We start from the raw sequence: 17,603 nt of genomic DNA, 5'->3' as shown, positions 1-17,603 counted from the left end.
GCTTGCTCCGCTGATGGGCGCTCAAGTATCCAGCAACGCGGCGTAGCCGTCGCGCGCATCCGGCCATTGCGGCGCCCAGCCACTCGCGCGCAAACGCGCGTTGGACAGGCGTTTGCTGCCGATGCCGGCCGGCGGCGGGCCTTCGCGCGGTGCTGGCGCATCCACCAGTTGCGCGAGAAAGTCGTACAGCTCGTCGAGCGGCAGCGGGGTGTCGTCGACTCCGACATACAGCGGCTGCGGTTTGGGCAAGCCGAGCAGGTGCACGATCGCCGCAGCGGCATCATCGACGTGGATGCGGTTGGCCCAATGCGGCGCCTCGCGCGGCACCCGCACCGCGCCGGCACGCAGGCGTTCGATCAATTGCAGGCGTCCCGGCCCGTACAGGCCCGCAAGGCGCAACACCACCCCGGGCACCGCGCGCGCCGCCAGCATCTGTTCGGCTTCGCGCAGGATCGCGCCGTTGAAACCCAGCGGTGCCGGCGGCGTGTCCTCATCGACCCAGTCGTCGTCATGCTCGCCGTACACCGCGCTGGACGAGACCATCAGCACCCGCTTGAGCACCTTGGCGTCGAGTGCATCGAGCAGGTGGCGAAAGCCATCCACGAACAACGCGCGATACGCCGCGCGGTCGCGCATATCCGGCGCCGGTAGGTACACCAGGCGCGTAATGCCGCCCGGCAAACTCGACCAGGTGTGCGGTGCGGTCAGGTCGGCACCCACCCAACGCAAGCCTTGCGGCGCCTTCGCCGGCGGCTGGCGCCGCAACGCCCACACGGCGGCGCCCTGCGCGAGCAACAACGTGGCCACGCGCAGGCCGAGGTCGCCACAACCGGCAAGCAAGATTCGTTCAGCCATCCAATCACCTGCTGCTAAAGTCCGCGCCATGAATCCGTCGCGCAACCTGTTCCTGATTGGTCCGACCGGCGCCGGCAAGACCTCGCTCGGCCGCCGTCTCGCTGCGCATTATGGCCTGTCTTTCATCGACCTCGATCGTGCGATCGAGGAGCATACCGGCGCCGATGTGGCCACCGTGTTCGAGATCGAAGGCGAAGCCGGTTTCCGGCAGCGCGAATCGGCACTGCTGACCGAATACGCCGCCGGCAACGAGGTGCTGCTGGCAACCGGCGCCGGGGCCGTGCTCGCCCCGGCCAACCGGGCAACACTGGCCGCACGCGGTTACGTGCTGTGGGTACAAGCCGGCATCGACCAGCAACTCGCGCGCCTTGCCCACGACAACCAACGACCGCTGCTGGCCGGCGCCGACCGCCATGCGCGCCTCACTGCAATGGCGGCCGCACGCGACCCGCTGTACCGCGGCATCGCCGACTTGATCCTGCCGGCTGCCCACGGCGTCAGCGCCTCGTTCACCCACGCCATCGTGCTGCTCGATCGCCATTGGCGGCGCAGCACGCCATTACGAGTGGTCCCATGAATTCACCTTCGCCCCTTACCATCGATGTCAGCCTTGGCGCGCGCAGCTATCCGGTATGGATCGGCCGCGGCCTGCTGGGCGACGCCGAGCGCTGGCGTGCGCGGCTGCGCGGCCGCCACGTGCTGGTGGTGAGTAACACCACGGTGGCGCCGCTCTATCTCGACCGCGTCACACGTGGACTCGATGGGCTGCGCTGGTCGCAACACCTGATCGGCGACGGCGAAGCGCACAAGAGCTTCGCCAACGTCGAACACGCGCTCGGCGCGCTGGCCGCACTCGGTGCCACGCGCGATGCCTGCGTGCTCGCGCTGGGCGGCGGCGTGGTGGGCGACCTGGCCGGTTTTGCCGCCGCCTGCTGGATGCGCGGCATCGACTTCATCCAGATGCCGACCACGCTCCTGGCGATGGTGGATTCCTCGGTCGGGGGCAAGACCGGCGTGAACCTGCCCGCCGGCAAAAATCTCGTCGGCGCGTTCCACCAGCCGCGCGCCGTCGTCGCCGACATCGACACCCTGGCAACGCTGCCGGTGCGCGAATACCGCGCGGGCCTTGCCGAGGTCGTGAAGGGCGCCGCGATCGGCGACGAGGCATTTTTCGCCTGGCTCGAAACGCACGTCGATGCGTTGAACGCGCAGGACGCCGCCGCGGTGATCGCGGCGATCGCGCGCAAGGTGCGCTACAAGGCCGGCGTGGTGGCGCGCGACGAGACCGAGCACGGCGAACGCGCGCTGCTCAACTTCGGCCACACCTTTGGCCACGCGCTGGAAACCGTCGGCCACTACACCACGCTGCTGCACGGCGAAGGCGTGGCGATCGGCATGCTGCTCGAGGCACGCCTGTCCGAACGCCTCGGCATGAGCCAGGGCGCCGACACGGAACGCCTGCGCCGCCTGCTGGCCAGGCTTGGCCTGCCGGTGACCGTACCGCCCGGCATGCCACCTGATGCCTTGCTGGCCGCCATGCGGCTGGACAAGAAAAACCTCGCCGGCCAGCTGCGCCTGGTGTTGTGGCACGGCATCGGCGGCTGTGAAATCGTCAACGGCATCGCCGAAACCGACGTGCTCGCCGTGCTGCACGAGGCGATCACCGCGGCATGAGCTGCGACGTCGGGCCCGCTGCAAACCGGGCCCGCCCGCACCAACGCACCTGTAAACTATCCGGGTCGGCGCATTGCCGGCACTGGTCCTACGCCTGACGAGCCATGCGCCTTTATCTGCAAAATCTGCCCGGCAACGCCGAGCCGCCACGCTACGTCCAGATCAGCCTCGAGCAGGATCTGCTCGGCGGCTGGACGCTGTATCGCGAAACCGGCCACGAAGGCGGCAAGGCCACGTTGCGGCGCGAGCAGTTTCTGGAGCGCGACGCTGCGCTGGCGGCTTTCGAGAAAACCCGCGACGCGCAACTCAAGCGCGGCTTTCGGGTGATGTTTGCGCAGGGCATGGACGGCCCCTACGGACGCTGAAAATGACCACTCCCCTCCGCAACGACCGCCTGCTGCGCGCACTGCGCCGCGAGCCCACCGACACCACGCCGATCTGGCTGATGCGCCAAGCCGGGCGCTACCTGCCCGAATACCGCGCCACGCGCGAGCGCGCCGGCAGCTTCCTGGCCCTGGCCCAGCACCCCGAGTTGGCGTGCGAGGTGACGCTGCAACCCCTCGACCGCTTCGAGCTAGACGCCGCTATCCTGTTTTCGGACATCCTCACCATCCCGGATGCCATGGGCCTTGGGCTCTCGTTCGCGCACGGCGAAGGCCCGCAGTTTGCGCGCCCGGTACGCAACGCTGCCGATATTGCGCGACTCGCGGTGCCCGACATGGACGGCGAGCTGCGTTACGTGACGGATGCGGTGCGGCTGATCCGCAACGAGCTGGCCGGTCGCGTGCCGCTGATCGGCTTCGCCGGCAGTCCGTGGACGCTGGCCTGCTACATGGTCGAGGGAGGCGGCTCGCGCGACTTCGCGCGGCTGAAAACGCTGTGCTGGAACGAGCCCGCGCTGGCGCACCAGTTGCTCGACGTGCTGGCGCGCAGCGTGGCGACGTATCTCGTGGCGCAAGCCGCCGCCGGGGCGCAGGCGTTGATGATCTTCGACAGCTGGGGCGGCATGCTCGGACCTGCGGCGTTTCGCGAGTTTTCGCTGCGCCACCTCGCGCAGATCGTGGCCGCGCTCAAGGCCGACACCCGCTCGCGCGAGTTGCCGGTGATCCTGTTTTCCAAGGGCGCAAACGCCAGCCTGGCAGCCATGGCCGCTACCGGTTGCGCCGCGCTCGGCGTCGACTGGACGATCGACCTTGCCGATGCGCGCAAGGCGGTGAACAGCCAGGTGGCGCTGCAGGGCAATCTCGACCCCGCGACCCTGCGTGCCACGCCGGAAGTGATCCGCCGCGAGGCACGCGCGGTGATGGACGGCTACGGTGAACCCACCGGCCACGTGTTCAACCTGGGCCACGGCGTCACGCCGGAAGTCGACCCTGAAAACGTGCGCGTGCTGGTCGACGAGGTGCACGCCTACGGGCGCACGCTGCGCGGCGCTTGAGACGCCGCGCAGCCCTCGCCGCGATCAGCCGCAATCGCAACCGTCGCTGCCGCAACCGCCGCCACCGGCGAGATCCCGCGCAAACGGTTGCGCATCGCAACCCAGTTCGCGCAGCTTGACCACGATCTGCTCAGCGCTGGCGCTGGCGAACACTTTGAGGTGGTTGCGCGCCGGATCGAGCATGACCTTGGCACCGGCATCAAGCGAGCGCATGGCGCTGGTGATGGCATCCACGTCGTGGTGTCGGCCGGAAAGTTGGAACTGCATGGGATGAATCCTGCTGCGTCTCTGGCACACGCCAGCCCGTCATGATGCCTGCGGGGCCGCACGCGGGCAATTGACGCACGTCAACGCCCCTTGCGGGGGGCCTGCTCATCCGTCGCGCGAAGTCACCCGTACACACTCCTACGGGTCGGAATTCAACTCCACCAAGCGCTTCGCGTACAGCCTGTCGGGCGGAAACCCGATCTGTCAATGTGCTGCAAGTCGGTTCAGATCGGGGACGCACGCACGCGCCTTGCCGAACCCCGAATGCCCCATCTCGCATGCCGGCTGGCTGGTACCCAGCAGCTCAGCGCGGATGGATCCAGTGCACCCAGGTGCCGTTGGCCTGGTCCTCCACGCGGTTGCCTTGGCGGCCGTCGGCCACCACTCCCCAGGTCGAGCGTAGTGCGCCGCCGCGGATGCGATCCACGCGCACGTTCTCGCCCTGCGGGATGGCGAACGTCGTTTCCACCACCAGCACACCGTTGTGTTCATACACCAGCGTGGCATCGCGGCCGGCACCCGCGCCCCAGCCAACGTGCAGCTCGCAGGCCACCGGCGCGTACACGCCGCGGTTGTCGAGCCCCCAGTCGGTGGTTTTTGCGAGCAGTTTCTGCAGATCCGGATTGCTCCAGTCCACGATGTTGCTCGGAGTCGGCGTGCGCATTCGACTCATGTCCATGGACGCTCCTGCGTAGCGGCCGGGGCATGACCGGTCGACATGCGCCCGCGCACCACAACCGCCCCCTTGCGCCACGCAAGGCAGCACGGAGCGACGTGGCTGGCAGTGAGGTTGGTACAAGTGCTCATGCCCCTGTATCGGCGGCCATGGCGCACACTTTAGCCAGCGTCACTGTACGTTGTGGTCGCCCTCGGGAAACAGCACGTCGACATAACCGAATTGGCTGAAATCGGTGATTCGCGAGGGGTACAACCGGCCGATGAGGTGGTCGCACTCGTGTTGCACGACGCGTGCGTGAAAGCCGGACGCCGTGCGGTTGATCGGCGCCCCGTGCGGATCCACGCCCTGGTAGCGGATCAAGGTGTAGCGGCTCACGGCGCCACGCAGGCCGGGCACCGACAGGCAGCCTTCCCAGCCGGTTTCCATGTCTTGCGAGAGCGGCGTGACGTGCGGGTTCACGAGGATCGTCTGGGGCACTTCCGGTGCATCGGGATAACGGTCGGAATGCTCGAAGCCGAAGATGACGAGCTGCAGGTCGACACCGATCTGCGGCGCGGCCAGGCCGACGCCATCGGCGGCGTGCATGGTCTCGAACATGTCGGCGATCAACGCCTCAAGCTCGACGCTGCCGAGCAGCTTGTCCGGCACCGGCGGCGCCACCCGCAACAAACGCGGATCACCCATCTTCAGGATTTCGCGAATCATCGGAACCTCCTCGATGTCCCAAGCCCTCGAACGCTAACCAGCGATACATGATGCCGGCGTAGAGCCTCCACAACGTGACCTTGCGCAAGACAATTCGACCAAAGCACAAGGGGTTTTGCATTGACCCTGCACCACGTCGGGCGAGACCCTTGTAAGACTTTACGGGAGAGTTCGCATGCAAGCTGCTGTCATTCGCCCCAACCTGAGCCCGGCGGCGAAGATCGCCTGGACGGCGTTGGCCATCATCGGCGCGTTTTGCCTCGGCGTGGTGGCCTTGCGCCGCGGCGAGCCGATCAACGCGATCTGGCTGGTGGCGGCGTCGATCTCGATCTTTGCGATCGGCTACCGCTTCTACGGCAAATTCGTCGAGCACTCGGTGCTGAAGCTCGACCCCACGCGCGCGCCGCCCTCGGTGCTGCGCAACGACGGGCTGGATTACGTGCCCACCGAAAAGTGGGTGGTGTTCGGCCACCACTTCGCGGCGATTGCCGGTGCCGGCCCGCTGGTCGGCCCGGTGCTGGCGGCGCAGATGGGGTATCTGCCCGGCACCCTGTGGATCCTGTTCGGCGTGGTGTTTGCCGGCGCGGTACAGGATTTCATGATCCTCGGCCTCTCGCTGCGCCGCGACGGCCGCTCGCTCGGCCACATGCTGCGCGAGGAGCTCGGGCCATTCCCCGGCCTGGTCGCGATGATCGGCGTGCTGGTGCTGATGATGATCGTGCTGGCGGTGCTGGCGCTGGTGGTAGTGAAGGCGCTCACGCACAGCCCGTGGGGCACGTTCACCGTGGCGGCGACCATTCCCATCGCGCTGCTGATGGGTGGCTATCTGCGCTGGTTCCGGCCGGGCAAGATCCTCGAAGTGTCGGTGTTTGGCCTGGCGCTGCTGCTGGCCTCGATCTGGGGCGGGCGGTTCATTGCCGAGTCGGCCGTACTAGCGCCGATCTTCGACCTCGATGCGAAGGCGCTTGCCTGGTGGCTGATCGGCTACGGTTTCTGCGCCTCGGTGCTGCCGGTATGGCTGCTGCTGGCGCCGCGCGATTACCTCTCCACCTTCCTCAAGATCGGCACCATCGGCCTGCTGGCGCTGGCGATCATCCTGGCGGCACCGGCGCTGCAAATGCCGGCGGTCACCAAGTTCATCGACGGTACTGGCCCGGTGTTCGCCGGCAACCTGTTCCCGTTCCTGTTCATCACCATCGCCTGCGGCGCGGTCTCCGGCTGGCACTCGATCATTGCCTCGGGCACCACGCCGAAACTCCTGGCGAATGAGGGCCAGGCGCGACTGGTCGGCTACGGCGGCATGCTGTGCGAAGCGTTCGTGGCGATCATGGCGCTGATCGCCGCGGCCTCGCTGCACCCCGGCGTGTATTTCGCCATGAACTCGCCCACCGCCATCATCGGCACCACCGTGCAGCAGGCGGCGGAAACCATCAGCCAATGGGGCTTTGTGGTGACCCCGGACGAGCTGCTGCAGACCGCGCACGAAGTCGGCGAGCAGAGCATTTTGGCGCGCGCCGGTGGCGCACCGACGCTGGCGGTCGGCATGGCGCAACTGCTGCACAACATCCTGCCGGGCGAAGGCATGATCGCGTTCTGGTACCACTACGCGATCCTGTTTGAAGCGCTGTTCATCCTGACCACGGTGGACGCCGGCACCCGCGTCGGTCGCTTCATGATCCAGGAGATCGCCGGCCTCATCCACAAGCCGCTGCAGGCCACCGAGTCGTGGACCGGCAACCTTCTGGCCACCGCGGTGTGCGTGCTGCTGTGGGGGTATTTCCTCTACCAGGGCGCGGTCGATCCGCTGGGCGGCATCAACACCTTGTGGCCGTTGTTCGGCATTGCCAACCAGATGCTGGCGGCGATCGCGCTGATGCTGGCCACGCTGGTGGTGGTGAAACTCAAGCGCGAACGCTTCGTGTGGGTGCCGGGCATTCCGGCCGTGTGGCTCTTGATCTGCACGATGGCCGCGGGCTACGAGAAACTGGTCGGACCGATCAGCTTCACCGCGGCGGCGAACAAATACGCCACCGCCATGGCCACTGGCGAACTGCTCGCACCGGCCAAGAGCGCGGCCGCAATGCAGCAGATCGTCACCAACAACCGCGTGGACATGGTGATGACCGCGTTGTTCATGGCGTTGGTGGTGGCCATGACGCTGTTCTGCCTGCGCGCCATCGTGCGCGCGTGGCAGACCAATCACCCGACCGCACACGAAGAACCGTATGTGGCCCTGGCCGACGTGGCGACGCCGTAAGGAGGTCGTGATGAATCAGCATTTCGCAGCCCTGCGCAAATGGGCGGTGCAAACCGCCCGTCTGTGCTGCGGCGTACCCGATTACGACGTCTACGTGCAGCACCTGCACAGCCATCACCCGGAGCGCACGGTGCCAAGCTACGCCGAGTTCTACCGTGAACGCACCGAAGCGCGCTACAAGGGTGGTGGCGGCCGCTGCTGCTGATGGCCGGGGTTCAGGAGCCGTGATTCAGGATTCATAGGAACTGGTCCCTGCGGGGTTGCCCGAACCACGTCACAACTCGGGCGGCCGCTGCCGCACACCGGCCGCGTGCGGTGGTCTGACAAGCAGCCTAATGGGGCGACCTGTACCGGCCGGTACGGGTACACCCCGCCGGTCAGTCCTCTGGACCGTACGCAACCAAGCAATCCCGCTGGCGTTACCCGCCGGCGGGGTTTTTTGTTTCCGGATCGGCGCACGGCGCCGTCCACACGGCCGAAGTTCCATGCAGGATGTAACCACCCCCGTCGTCTTTGGCTACTTCACTGCGGCGCTGCTGGCGACGGCGGCGGTGGCATTTGCCGCCGGCATCCAGTTTTTGCTGGTGGGCATGCGCCAGAAAAGCGACCGCACACCGCTGGTGTTTGCCCTCTTGTGCGTGTGCGCTGCCGTGATCTCCGGCGCCCGCGCCAGCGGGTACGCCGCATCCACGCTGGACGCTGCGGTGTTGTCGTTGCGGGTGGCGGCCGGCACTGCGCTGGTGGCGCTTCCGCTGTTGTTGAGCTTCGTTGCGCACTACACCGGCCAGCGTTTGCCCCGCCTGTCTTTCGGCCTAGCGCTGCTGCTCGCAGCCGCGCTGTTCTGGATCAATCTCGTCGCCCCGTTCACCGTACTCGACGCCCACCTGCAGGCGGGCGCACGCCTCGTATTGCCCTGGGGCGAATCGCTGTACGTGCTGGATGGCGTGCGCTCGTTCAGCGGCCGCCTCTTCTACGGGTTCAGCTATGCCGTGTTCGCCTGGGCGCTGTACGCCAGCGTGCGCCAGTTCCGGGCCGGCGAACGGCTGCGCGCGGCGATGCTGCTGGTTTGCCTGCTGCTGGAATTCGCGGCGGTGGCGTGGACAATGCTGGCGGTGGATACGCTTGGGCTGCCTTATCCGGCCGCCGACACCTTCGCGTTTCTCTCGTTCGTGCTGCTGATGAGTTTCTCGCTGGTCGGCCAGATGCACACCCGCACGGCGCAGCTCGAGAGCGCCACCGAGGAGTTGCGGCGCGAAGCCACCACGCGGATCGAAACCGAGCTGGAGCTGCACCATGCCGCGTGGCATGACGCGCTCACCGACCTGCCGAACCGCTTGCGTCTGCAACAGCTGTTGCGCGAATCACTCGCCGCGGCCGAACAAAATGGCCAGTTCGGCGCGTTGCTGATCCTGGATCTCGACAATTTCAAGACCATCAACGATTCGCTTGGCCACGTGACCGGCGACCGCGTGTTGCAGGCGATCACCGACCGCCTGCTGGCCACGGTGCCGGAAAACGCCACCGTGGCGCGCCTCGGCGGCGACGAATTCGTGGTGCTGCTGGACAACCATGCCGACGGCATCGCCCGCGCCGGCGAAGGTGGCAGACAGGTGGCGCAACGCCTGCTGGACGCCCTGGTGCCGCCGCTCACGGTCGACCGCCGACAGCTGCCGGTGAGCGCCAGCATCGGCGTCGCCACCTTCCCCGAGGCAGGCATGCAGATGGCCGACATCCTGCGCCGCGCCGACATTGCGTTGTATCGCGCCAAGGGTGCCGGGCGCCATGCGATCCGCCAGTTCGAGCCGCAAATGCAGCGCGCCGCCGACCTGCGGCTGGAACTCGAACGCGGCCTGCGCATCGCGATCGAGCGCCGCGAGCTGGCGCTGCGTTTCCAGCCGCAAGTCGATCTCGACGGCCACCTGGTCGGCGCGGAAACGCTGCTGCGCTGGCAGCACCCCGAGCTGGGCGAGGTGCTGCCCTCGACATTCATCCCGATTGCCGAGGAAACCGGGCAAATCCACGCCATCGGCAACTGGGTCATGGCCGCCGCTTGCCGCCACATTGCCGATTGGCAGCAACGCGGTGTCGCGTTCGGCCGCCAGTTGTCGGTCAACGTGAGCCCGCTGCAACTGGCCAACCCGACATTCACCCGCAAGCTGGCGGCCACGGTGCGGGCGACTGGCGTAGCACCCACAGCGCTGACGTTGGAGCTCACCGAAAGCGCGTTGCTGGCCGATTTCGAAGCCGCGCGTCAGGCATTGGGCATGCTGTCGGCCGCCGGGTTCCGGTTGTCGCTCGATGATTTCGGTACCGGCTACTCCTCGCTCTCCTACTTGCAGCAGTTGCCGCTCGACGAGCTCAAGATCGACCTTTCCTTTGTCACTTCGTTGCAATCGGCCTCCCCCAACCCGCTGGTGGGTTTCATCATCGACGTCGGCCATCGACTGGGCATGCTGACCATCGCCGAAGGGGTGGAAACCCCGGAGCAACGCGCCATCCTCGAACGCCTGGGCTGCGACGTGTTGCAAGGGCACCTGGTCAGCCCGGCACTGAGCGCGGCCCAGTTCGAGGCGTGGCTGGCACCGCGCGGCCGCGGCTGATCGCCTCTTCGCCGCGGTTCATCCGGGCGTTGCGACAATTGGCGGCTTGAGCATCCCCCATGATCGAACCTGAAGCCACTCTCGCGGCGTTGCCGGCGGATCGCACGGATCCAACGCAACCCAACCGCACCGGTCTGCGCATCATCGCGATCTACGAGGTCGCCAAGACCGCATGTCTGCTGCTGGTGGCGGTGGCTGCGTTCCGGCTCGATCAGCCGCAACGCTTCGAACAATTCCTGCGCTGGCTCGAACACCTGTCGCTTGCCGGCGGTTCGAGCGGCACGCTGGTGCATGCCCTGCAGGCCTTTGGGCCCAGTCATTTCGAGGCCCTCGGCGCCGTGGCGCTGGGCTACGCCGTGCTGTTCGGCATCGAAGGCGTCGGCCTGCTCGCCGGCAAGTACTGGGCCGAGTGGTTCACCGTGATTGCCACGGCCTCGCTGATCCCGATCGAGCTGTACGAAACCGTCTATCGCTTTGGATGGCTGAAACTCGCCGTGCTGATCGGCAACATCGCCATCCTGGGATATCTGCTGCGCATTGCGCTGCAGACGCGCGCCCGCCGGATGCGGCATCAGCCCACTTCGTGATGCATCGGCTCGGCCGCCAGCGCCGGGCTTCGGCGCGGCGCGAGCTCCACCACGTACATCGCCGCCAGCACCAGCGCACCGCCGAGCACCACGCGCCAGCCGAGCACATCGCTGCCGAACGCCACGGCAAACGCGGCGGCAAAGACCGGCTCGGTGGTCATCACGATGGCCGCGCGCGTGGCCGGCAGGCGTGCCTGCGCCCAGGTCTGCATCGCCATTGCCCCGGCGCCGGCAAAGATCGCCATGTACAGCACCGCCAGCCACGCCGCTGGATCGGGCGGCAACATCGGCCCGCCATGCGGCCAGGTGGCCATGAGGCACAGCAGCGCAATCGCCGCCATTTGCACCGCTGACAGCCCCATCGCCTCGCCCGGCCGCGACCACTGGCCCATCAACACGATGTGCAGCGCGTAACACCCCGCCGACAGCAGCGTCAGCCACACGCCGGCGTTCACTGTCACGCCATTGAGCGAGATCACACCCAGCCCGAGCGTGGCCAGCGCCACCGCCAGCCACACCGCGCCGGTCAGGCGCTGACGCAACAACACCGTGGCGAGCAGCGGCGTCAGCACCACGTACATGCCGGTGACAAACCCGCTCACGCTCGGCGCGATCAGGGTCAGCCCCCAGGTTTGCAGCAACTGCGCCACACCGTAGAGGCCGCCAAGCGCCAGACCACGCACCAGCCCGCGACGGCCGAGCCGCCCCACGTGGCGCGGAAACACCATCAGCATCGCTGCCGCGGCAATCGCAAAACGCACGGCAAGGAAATCCGCCACCGGCATGCGCGCCACGACGTCCTTGATCATGAAGAACGTCGAGCCCCACACCGCGGTCATCACCAGAAGCCCTGCCGTCGCCAGGGTGGCGGCGCGGTGGCTGCTCATGTTTCGTCGCTCCGTGTGCGGCGCAGGAGCAGGCCGGGAATCTGCAGCAGAAAGTGCGCCCAGATGCCGAGCCACACGACCTGCGCAATCAGCGGCCAGCGCGCCGCCGGATCGAACTTGCGAAACCAGCGCCACATGCCGCGATGCTTGTATCGACTGACGAAGATCGGCCGATGCCGGCTCGACGTGCCTTTGGCGTGCACCACACGCACCGCGCCGGCCAGCATCACGCGCCAACCGGCATCGCGCACGCGGCGGCACAGGTCGAGATCTTCGCAATGCAGGAAATACCCGGTGTCAAAGCCATTGAGCCGCTGGAACAGGTGCCGCGGCAGCAGCATCAAGGCGCCGGACACCGCCTCGGCCTCCACCGTCTGCTCCGGCATGCGGCCCATCTCGATGCGTTGCCCGGCCCACCCGAACAAGCTGCGCAGCGCCCGCGACAGCAATGGATCACGCCGATACGAGGCGGGATCGGGCCGCCCCTGCGGATCGCACACCACCGCGCCGAGCAGGCCCAGCTGAGGCGTGCCGCGCGCAATCGCCAGCAACGCATCGAGGCTGGCCTGGTCGATCAGGCAATCCGGGTTGAGGATCAACAGCCACTGGCCGCCGGCATCCTGCTCGCCGCGGTTCACCGCCGCGCCAAACCCGAGGTTGGCGTGGTTCCGCACGAAGTGAAAACGCGGGTCGAGCTGATGCGCGCGGGCCAGTGCCTCAGGCACGCCATCGGTCGAGCCGTTGTCGACCAGGATCAGCTCCAGCGGCGTGGTGCAGGCCAGCACATCGCGCACGCATTCGCGCAGGCGTGGCCCGCTGTCGGCGGAAACCACGACCACGCTGAGATCCAGTGCGGGGACAGCAAACAGCGTATTCACTATGTCTTGCATGATGGCGGATTCAATCGTCCACGTCGCGGCCCAGCACGTGGGCAATGGCGAGCGGCGCGTGCTCGTCGTCGCGTGCCAACCACGGTTGTCCGGCGTGCCAGCCGGCGAGGTGCCAGCCGCGCAAACGATAACGCTCACCGCGCCGGCGATCGAGCAGCAGCACGCCGCGTTGATGCCGCAGCGGCAGTGCCAGCCAACGGCCATCGGCCGCATGCGCACAGCGTGGCTCGACCCCGGCCACACTGCCGCCACCCGGCAAGGCCAAGGCATCGCCCTGCCAAGCCAGCGTGCCGCCCAGCGGGTCAGCCAGCGCGCCTGCGCGCAAATCCTGCCAGCACACCGGATCGAGTTCGATGATGTTGGCTGGTGGTGCCACCGGCCGCAGTGCAAGCTGCGGCCACTCCGCCTGGTCGTCCGACTGCGCCGCCTGCGCGGCGGCGCGCGACCGGGCACGATCCAGCCAGTTTTCCAGCAGCACCAAAAGCGAAAACCCCACGAGCGCGGCAAGCAGGGTCATGAGCCACCCCAGGGCGTCGAGGCCATCGGCGCGCAGGGTGGCCAGCAACCAGCCCGGCAAACCCCAACGCAACGCACGCCGCAAGGCCGGCGGTGACCACGGCCACGCTTGCGCCCGCCACAACAACATGCCGGCGCAAGCCAGCAGCAACGGCAGGCCGAGCCACCATGGCAGCGCGGCCAGCAGCAGCAACCACAGCGCCGCCGGCAGCCATGACGGCCAGCGGCGCGGCGGGTGGGCGGGGTCTAACCGCACCACACCCGGGCGTTGCGGAACATGCGCAGCCACGGCGACTCCTCGCCCCACCCATCCGGTGCCCAACTGAGCTGCACGGTACGGTAAACCCGTTCCGGGTGCGGCATCAGGATCGTCACCCGGCCGTCAGCGGCCGTGAAGCCGGCCAGCCCGCCGGGCGAGCCGTTGGGGTTGAGCGGAAAACTCTCGGTGGGCTTGCCGCGGTTGTCGACAAAGCGCACCGCCGGCTGGGCCTTGGCCGGGTTGGCATCGCCGGCAAAGAACGCACGGCCCTCGCCATGCGCCACCGCGACCGGAATGCGCGAACCGGCCATGCCCTGGAAAAACAGGCTGGGCGAATCGAGCACTTCGAGCGTCGCCACGCGCGATTCGTACTGCTCGGAGGTGTTGCGCAAGAAGCGCGGCCAGTGCGCGGCGCCCGGGATGATGTCCTTGAGCTGACTGAGCATCTGGCAGCCGTTGCACACCCCCAGCGCAAACTTGGACGCATCGGCAAAAAACGCGGTGAACTGCGTGCGCAGCAGGTCGTTGTACAGGATCGATGCCGCCCAGCCGCGCCCGGCGCCGAGCACATCGCCGTAGGAAAACCCGCCGCACGCCGCAAACCCGCGAAAATCGCCGAGCCGCACGCGGCCGCTGGCGAGATCGGTCATGTGCACGTCGACTGCATCGAAACCGGCGCGGGTAAAGGCGGCGGCCATTTCCACCTGGCCGTTGACGCCCTGCTCGCGCAGGATCGCCACCCGCGGGCGCACCCCGGTGGCAATGTACGCCGCGGCCACGTTGTCCGCCGGGTTGAACCCCAGCCGCGGCGACAGGCCGGGGTCGGCGTCATCCATCCGCCAGGCGTGTTCGGCATCGGCGCTGGCCGGGTTGTCGCGCAGCTGCTGCATGGCGTGGGTGGTGTCGTTCCACGCGGCGTACAGCGTGCCCCAGTGCCATTTGCACAGCACGTCGCCGCCCACGTAAAGCTTGATGCCGAGTTTCTCCTTCGGCCGGCCAATGCGGTGGGCGATGCTGTCCAGCCCGTGCTTGGCCACCAGCGTGGCAAACGCGTCGCGATGGTTCGTCGCCACCTGCACCACCGCGCCAAGCTCCTCGTTGAACAGCGCGCGCAGCGTCGCCTCGCCCCAGCCGTCCAGCCGGATTTCCAGCCCGCAATGGCCGGCAAACGCCATCTCCAGCAGGGTCACGATGAGACCGCCGTCGGAGCGGTCGTGATAGGCCAGCAGCAGGCCGGCGCGGTTCGCCTCCTGCACCAAATCGAAAAACGCCTTGAGCAAAGCGGCGTCGTCGAGATTCGGCGGCACGCCGCCGCCACGGTTGAACACCTGGGTCAGCGCCGAAGCGCCAAGGCGATCGTGGCCGGCACCGAGATCGAGCAGCCACAAGTCGCTGTCGCCGCGGTCGCAACGCAGTTGCGGCGTGAGCGAACGGCGCACGTCGTCCACCCGCGCGAACGCGGTCACCACCAGGGACACCGGCGACACCGTGCGCTGCGCCTGCTCGCCGTCCTGCCACAGCGCCTGCATCGACAACGAGTCCTTGCCGACCGGGATGGAAATGTCGAGCTGCGGACACAATTCCATGCCCACGGTGCGCACCGCGTCGTACAACGCGGCGTCTTCGCCGGCATGGTTGACGGCCGCCATCCAGTTCGCCGACAGGCGCACGTCGGACAAGCTGGCCACCGGCGCCGCCGCCAGGTTGGTGAGCGCTTCGCCCACCGCCAGCCGCGCGGCGTCCGGGCTGGACAGCACGGCCACCGGCGCGCGTTCGGCCAGCGCCATCGCCTCGCCGCGATAGCCCTGGAAATCAATCATGGTCACCGCGCAGTCGGCCACCGGCACCTGCCATGGGCCGACCATCGGGTCGCGATGGTTCAAACCGCCCACCGTGCGGTCGCCAATCGTGACCAGGAAACTCTTGCTGCCCACGGTGGGCAGGCGCAGCACCCGCAGCAGCGCCTCGTCCAGGCTGATGCCGGTGAGGTCGGGCACCAGGTCGACGCGCGGCTTCACCCGTACCGCATCGCGATGCATGCGCGGCGGCTTGCCGAACAGCACATCCATGGGGAGGTCGATGATGACCTCACGGGATTCGGGATCCGGGATTCGGGATTCGGCAGAGCCGGGGCTCGCGAGGTTGTTGGGCCGAGGGACACGGGTGACGCGCAGCACCCGGTCCTTGGTGGCGGTGCCGACGATGGCGTAAGGGCAGCGTTCGCGCTGGCACAGGGCTTCAAATGCGGCGAGGTTGTCCTGGGCGATGCCGAGCACGTAGCGCTCCTGCGCCTCGTTGCTCCAGATCTGCATCGGCGACAGCGTGGGGTCGTCGCACGGCACGCGGCCCAGGTCGATCTCACCGCCGACACCGGCGTCGTTGAGGATTTCCGGAATGGCGTTGGACAAACCGCCGGCACCGACATCGTGAATGCTGACGATCGGGTTGGCGTCGCCGCGCGCGCAGCAGGCGTCGATCACCTGCTGGCAGCGGCGTTCCATCTCGGCGTTGTCGCGCTGCACACTGGCAAAATCGAGTTCGGCGCTGGATTTGCCGGCCGCGACCGAGGAGGCCGCGCCGCCGCCCAGGCCGATCAGCATCGCCGGCCCGCCCAGCACGATCACCGCCTGGCCGGGCTGCACCGCGCGCTTTTGCACCTGGTCGCGACGCAGGTTGGCGATGCCGCCGGCCAACATGATCGGCTTGTCGTAACCGCGCCGCAGGCCGGGCTCGCCGGTTTCGTGTTCGTAGCTGCGGAAATAGCCACCCAGGCACGGGCGGCCAAATTCGTTATTGAACGCGGCGGCGCCGAGCGGGCCGTCGCGCATGATCTCGAACGCGCTGGCCATGCGCGGCGGCAGTGGGCGTTCGGTTTCCCACGGCTGCGGGTGGCCGGGAATGCGCAGGTCAGAAACCGAAAACCCGGTGATGCCGGCCTTGGGTTTGCCGCCGCGGCCGGTGGCGCCCTCGTCGCGAATCTCGCCGCCGGCACCGGTGGCCGCACCCGGCCATGGCGCGATCGCGGTCGGGTGGTTGTGGGTTTCCACCTTGATCGCGTAGTCGATCATTTCCGGGTGCGCGCGCCACACGCCGTCGGCATCGGGCAGGAACCGCGCGCCCTCGGCGCCAGCGATTACCGCCGCGTTGTCCTTGTACGCGGACAAGGTGTGCGCCGGCGCGTGCTCGTGGGTGTGCTTGATCATCGCGAACAGCGACTTGTCCTGCGCCTCGCCATCCACCGTCCAGGTGGCGTTGAACACCTTGTGCCGGCAATGCTCCGAGTTGGCCTGCGCAAACATGAACAGCTCGGCGTCGCTCGGGTCGCGACCAAGTTCCGCGTAGCGCTCGGCAAGGTAGTCGATTTCATCCTCGGCCAGCGCCAGCCCCAGCCGCTGGTTTGCGGCCGCCAGCGCGGCCTTGGCGTCCGCACCCAACGCGATGTGCACCAGCGCGCCGGCCTGGCCGCCCAGGAACAACCCCTGCGCCGCCGCCAGTGTGGTCAACGGCGACTGCGTCATCGGATCGTGCAGCAGCGCCAGCACCGCCGTGTGTTCCGGCGTATCGGCTTCCGGCAGGCCGGCGAGCTGCCACGCCGTGCCGTGCTCCACCCGTCGCAGTTCGCAGCCGGCGCCACGCAGGATCTCGGTGGCCTTGCTCGACCACGGCGAGATCGTGCCCAGCCGCGGCACCACCCACAGCGTGGCGGCAGCCGGGTCGCCGTCCTTCGCCTGCAGCACGTCGAGCAGGCGCTGGCGCTGCACGCCGGTGGGCGTGGCATCCGCATTGATGAAATACACCGACCACGCGGCAAGCACCCGGGTACCGCGGTGCACGGCGCCCAGGCGCGTGTTCAAACGCTCGAGACGGAAACTCGAAAGGGCGGTCTGCCCGTCAAAAACGATCATGCGGGAAACGGCGCAGTCCAGGAAAACGCCTATTCTAGCCGATGCCCCCCGGCGATGCTGCAGCACGGCAAATCCGCGCCCATG

At 67.8% G+C, this 17,603-nt stretch carries 16 protein-coding genes; 8 read left to right on the top strand and 8 right to left on the bottom strand.

Features of this window, described 5'->3' with window-relative positions; translation table 11 throughout:
• Nucleotides 1-21: 21 nt before the first annotated feature.
• Nucleotides 22-855 (bottom strand): NAD-dependent epimerase/dehydratase family protein, encoded by an 834-nt coding sequence (locus tag AC3WP6_RS04360; protein WP_492626571.1) that lies wholly within the window; start codon nucleotides 853-855, stop codon nucleotides 22-24.
• A 28-nt stretch (nucleotides 856-883) separates the two neighbouring features.
• Here AC3WP6_RS04360 and AC3WP6_RS04355 point away from each other — a divergent pair, with 28 nt between their 5' ends.
• From AC3WP6_RS04355 to hemE, 4 genes are all read left to right on the top strand, one after another.
• A complete protein-coding gene (locus AC3WP6_RS04355) occupies nucleotides 884-1,432 on the top strand; it encodes a shikimate kinase (RefSeq protein ID WP_492626570.1) in 549 nt (182 codons plus the stop codon).
• A complete protein-coding gene (gene aroB / locus AC3WP6_RS04350; RefSeq protein ID WP_492626569.1) occupies nucleotides 1,429-2,529 on the top strand; it encodes a 3-dehydroquinate synthase in 1,101 nt (366 codons plus the stop codon). Before AC3WP6_RS04355 ends, aroB begins: the two co-directional genes overlap by 4 nt.
• 104 nt (nucleotides 2,530-2,633) lie before the next feature.
• Nucleotides 2,634-2,894 (top strand): WGR domain-containing protein, encoded by a 261-nt coding sequence (locus AC3WP6_RS04345; RefSeq protein WP_492626568.1) that lies wholly within the window; start codon nucleotides 2,634-2,636, stop codon nucleotides 2,892-2,894.
• A 2-nt stretch (nucleotides 2,895-2,896) separates the two neighbouring features.
• Entirely contained in the window at nucleotides 2,897-3,967 is a 1,071-nt protein-coding gene (gene hemE / locus AC3WP6_RS04340) for a uroporphyrinogen decarboxylase (protein WP_492626567.1), read from the top strand.
• 24 nt (nucleotides 3,968-3,991) lie between these two features.
• Here the strand turns inward: hemE and AC3WP6_RS04335 are convergent, their stop codons facing one another.
• The 3 genes from AC3WP6_RS04335 to def all read right to left on the bottom strand — a co-directional run bounded on the left by AC3WP6_RS04335 (nucleotide 3,992) and on the right by def (nucleotide 5,618).
• Nucleotides 3,992-4,234: a hypothetical protein gene (locus AC3WP6_RS04335; RefSeq protein WP_492626566.1), complete on the bottom strand. Its 243-nt coding sequence runs from the start codon at nucleotides 4,232-4,234 to the stop codon at nucleotides 3,992-3,994.
• A gap of 304 nt (nucleotides 4,235-4,538) precedes the next feature.
• The gene (locus tag AC3WP6_RS04330) at nucleotides 4,539-4,913 is read right to left on the bottom strand and encodes a hypothetical protein (protein ID WP_492626565.1); all 375 of its coding nucleotides are present in this window, start codon (nucleotides 4,911-4,913) and stop codon (nucleotides 4,539-4,541) included.
• 168 nt (nucleotides 4,914-5,081) lie between these two features.
• A complete protein-coding gene (gene def, locus AC3WP6_RS04325; RefSeq protein WP_492626564.1) occupies nucleotides 5,082-5,618 on the bottom strand; it encodes a peptide deformylase in 537 nt (178 codons plus the stop codon).
• Between the two features lie 202 nt (nucleotides 5,619-5,820).
• On the opposite strand from def, the gene AC3WP6_RS04320 reads away from it, so the two are divergent.
• The 4 genes from AC3WP6_RS04320 to AC3WP6_RS04305 all read left to right on the top strand — a co-directional run bounded on the left by AC3WP6_RS04320 (nucleotide 5,821) and on the right by AC3WP6_RS04305 (nucleotide 11,062).
• A complete protein-coding gene (locus tag AC3WP6_RS04320) occupies nucleotides 5,821-7,875 on the top strand; it encodes a carbon starvation CstA family protein (RefSeq protein ID WP_492628631.1) in 2,055 nt (684 codons plus the stop codon).
• Between the two features lie 10 nt (nucleotides 7,876-7,885).
• The gene (locus tag AC3WP6_RS04315; RefSeq protein WP_492626563.1) at nucleotides 7,886-8,080 is read left to right on the top strand and encodes a YbdD/YjiX family protein; all 195 of its coding nucleotides are present in this window, start codon (nucleotides 7,886-7,888) and stop codon (nucleotides 8,078-8,080) included.
• 280 nt (nucleotides 8,081-8,360) lie between these two features.
• A complete protein-coding gene (locus AC3WP6_RS04310; RefSeq protein ID WP_492626562.1) occupies nucleotides 8,361-10,475 on the top strand; it encodes a putative bifunctional diguanylate cyclase/phosphodiesterase in 2,115 nt (704 codons plus the stop codon).
• Nucleotides 10,476-10,534: 59 nt separating this feature from the next.
• Entirely contained in the window at nucleotides 10,535-11,062 is a 528-nt protein-coding gene (locus AC3WP6_RS04305) for a DUF2127 domain-containing protein (RefSeq protein WP_492626561.1), read from the top strand.
• Here AC3WP6_RS04305 and AC3WP6_RS04300 read toward each other — a convergent pair.
• Genes AC3WP6_RS04300 through purL form a run of 4 tightly spaced genes read right to left on the bottom strand, consistent with a single transcriptional unit; the run spans nucleotide 11,047 to nucleotide 17,519 of the window.
• Nucleotides 11,047-11,949 carry a DMT family transporter gene (locus tag AC3WP6_RS04300; protein ID WP_492626560.1) on the bottom strand — a complete coding sequence of 301 codons (903 nt, stop codon included), beginning with the start codon at nucleotides 11,947-11,949 and terminating at the stop codon, nucleotides 11,047-11,049. The two genes, AC3WP6_RS04305 and AC3WP6_RS04300, sit on opposite strands and share 16 nt — an antisense overlap.
• A complete protein-coding gene (locus AC3WP6_RS04295) occupies nucleotides 11,946-12,839 on the bottom strand; it encodes a glycosyltransferase family 2 protein (protein WP_492626559.1) in 894 nt (297 codons plus the stop codon). Before AC3WP6_RS04295 ends, AC3WP6_RS04300 begins: the two co-directional genes overlap by 4 nt.
• A gap of 10 nt (nucleotides 12,840-12,849) precedes the next feature.
• Nucleotides 12,850-13,644 carry a hypothetical protein gene (locus AC3WP6_RS04290; RefSeq protein WP_492626558.1) on the bottom strand — a complete coding sequence of 265 codons (795 nt, stop codon included), beginning with the start codon at nucleotides 13,642-13,644 and terminating at the stop codon, nucleotides 12,850-12,852.
• On the bottom strand, nucleotides 13,602-17,519 hold the full coding sequence (gene purL, locus AC3WP6_RS04285) for a phosphoribosylformylglycinamidine synthase (RefSeq protein WP_492626557.1): 3,918 nt from the start codon (nucleotides 17,517-17,519) through the stop codon (nucleotides 13,602-13,604). The genes AC3WP6_RS04290 and purL overlap by 43 nt, the downstream gene beginning before the upstream one ends.
• Between the last annotated feature and the right edge of the window lie 84 nt (nucleotides 17,520-17,603).

The sequence above is a fragment of the Rhodanobacter sp. FW106-HT46G03 genome (assembly GCF_058789895.1).
This window is presented reverse-complemented; position numbering and strand designations above follow the sequence as displayed.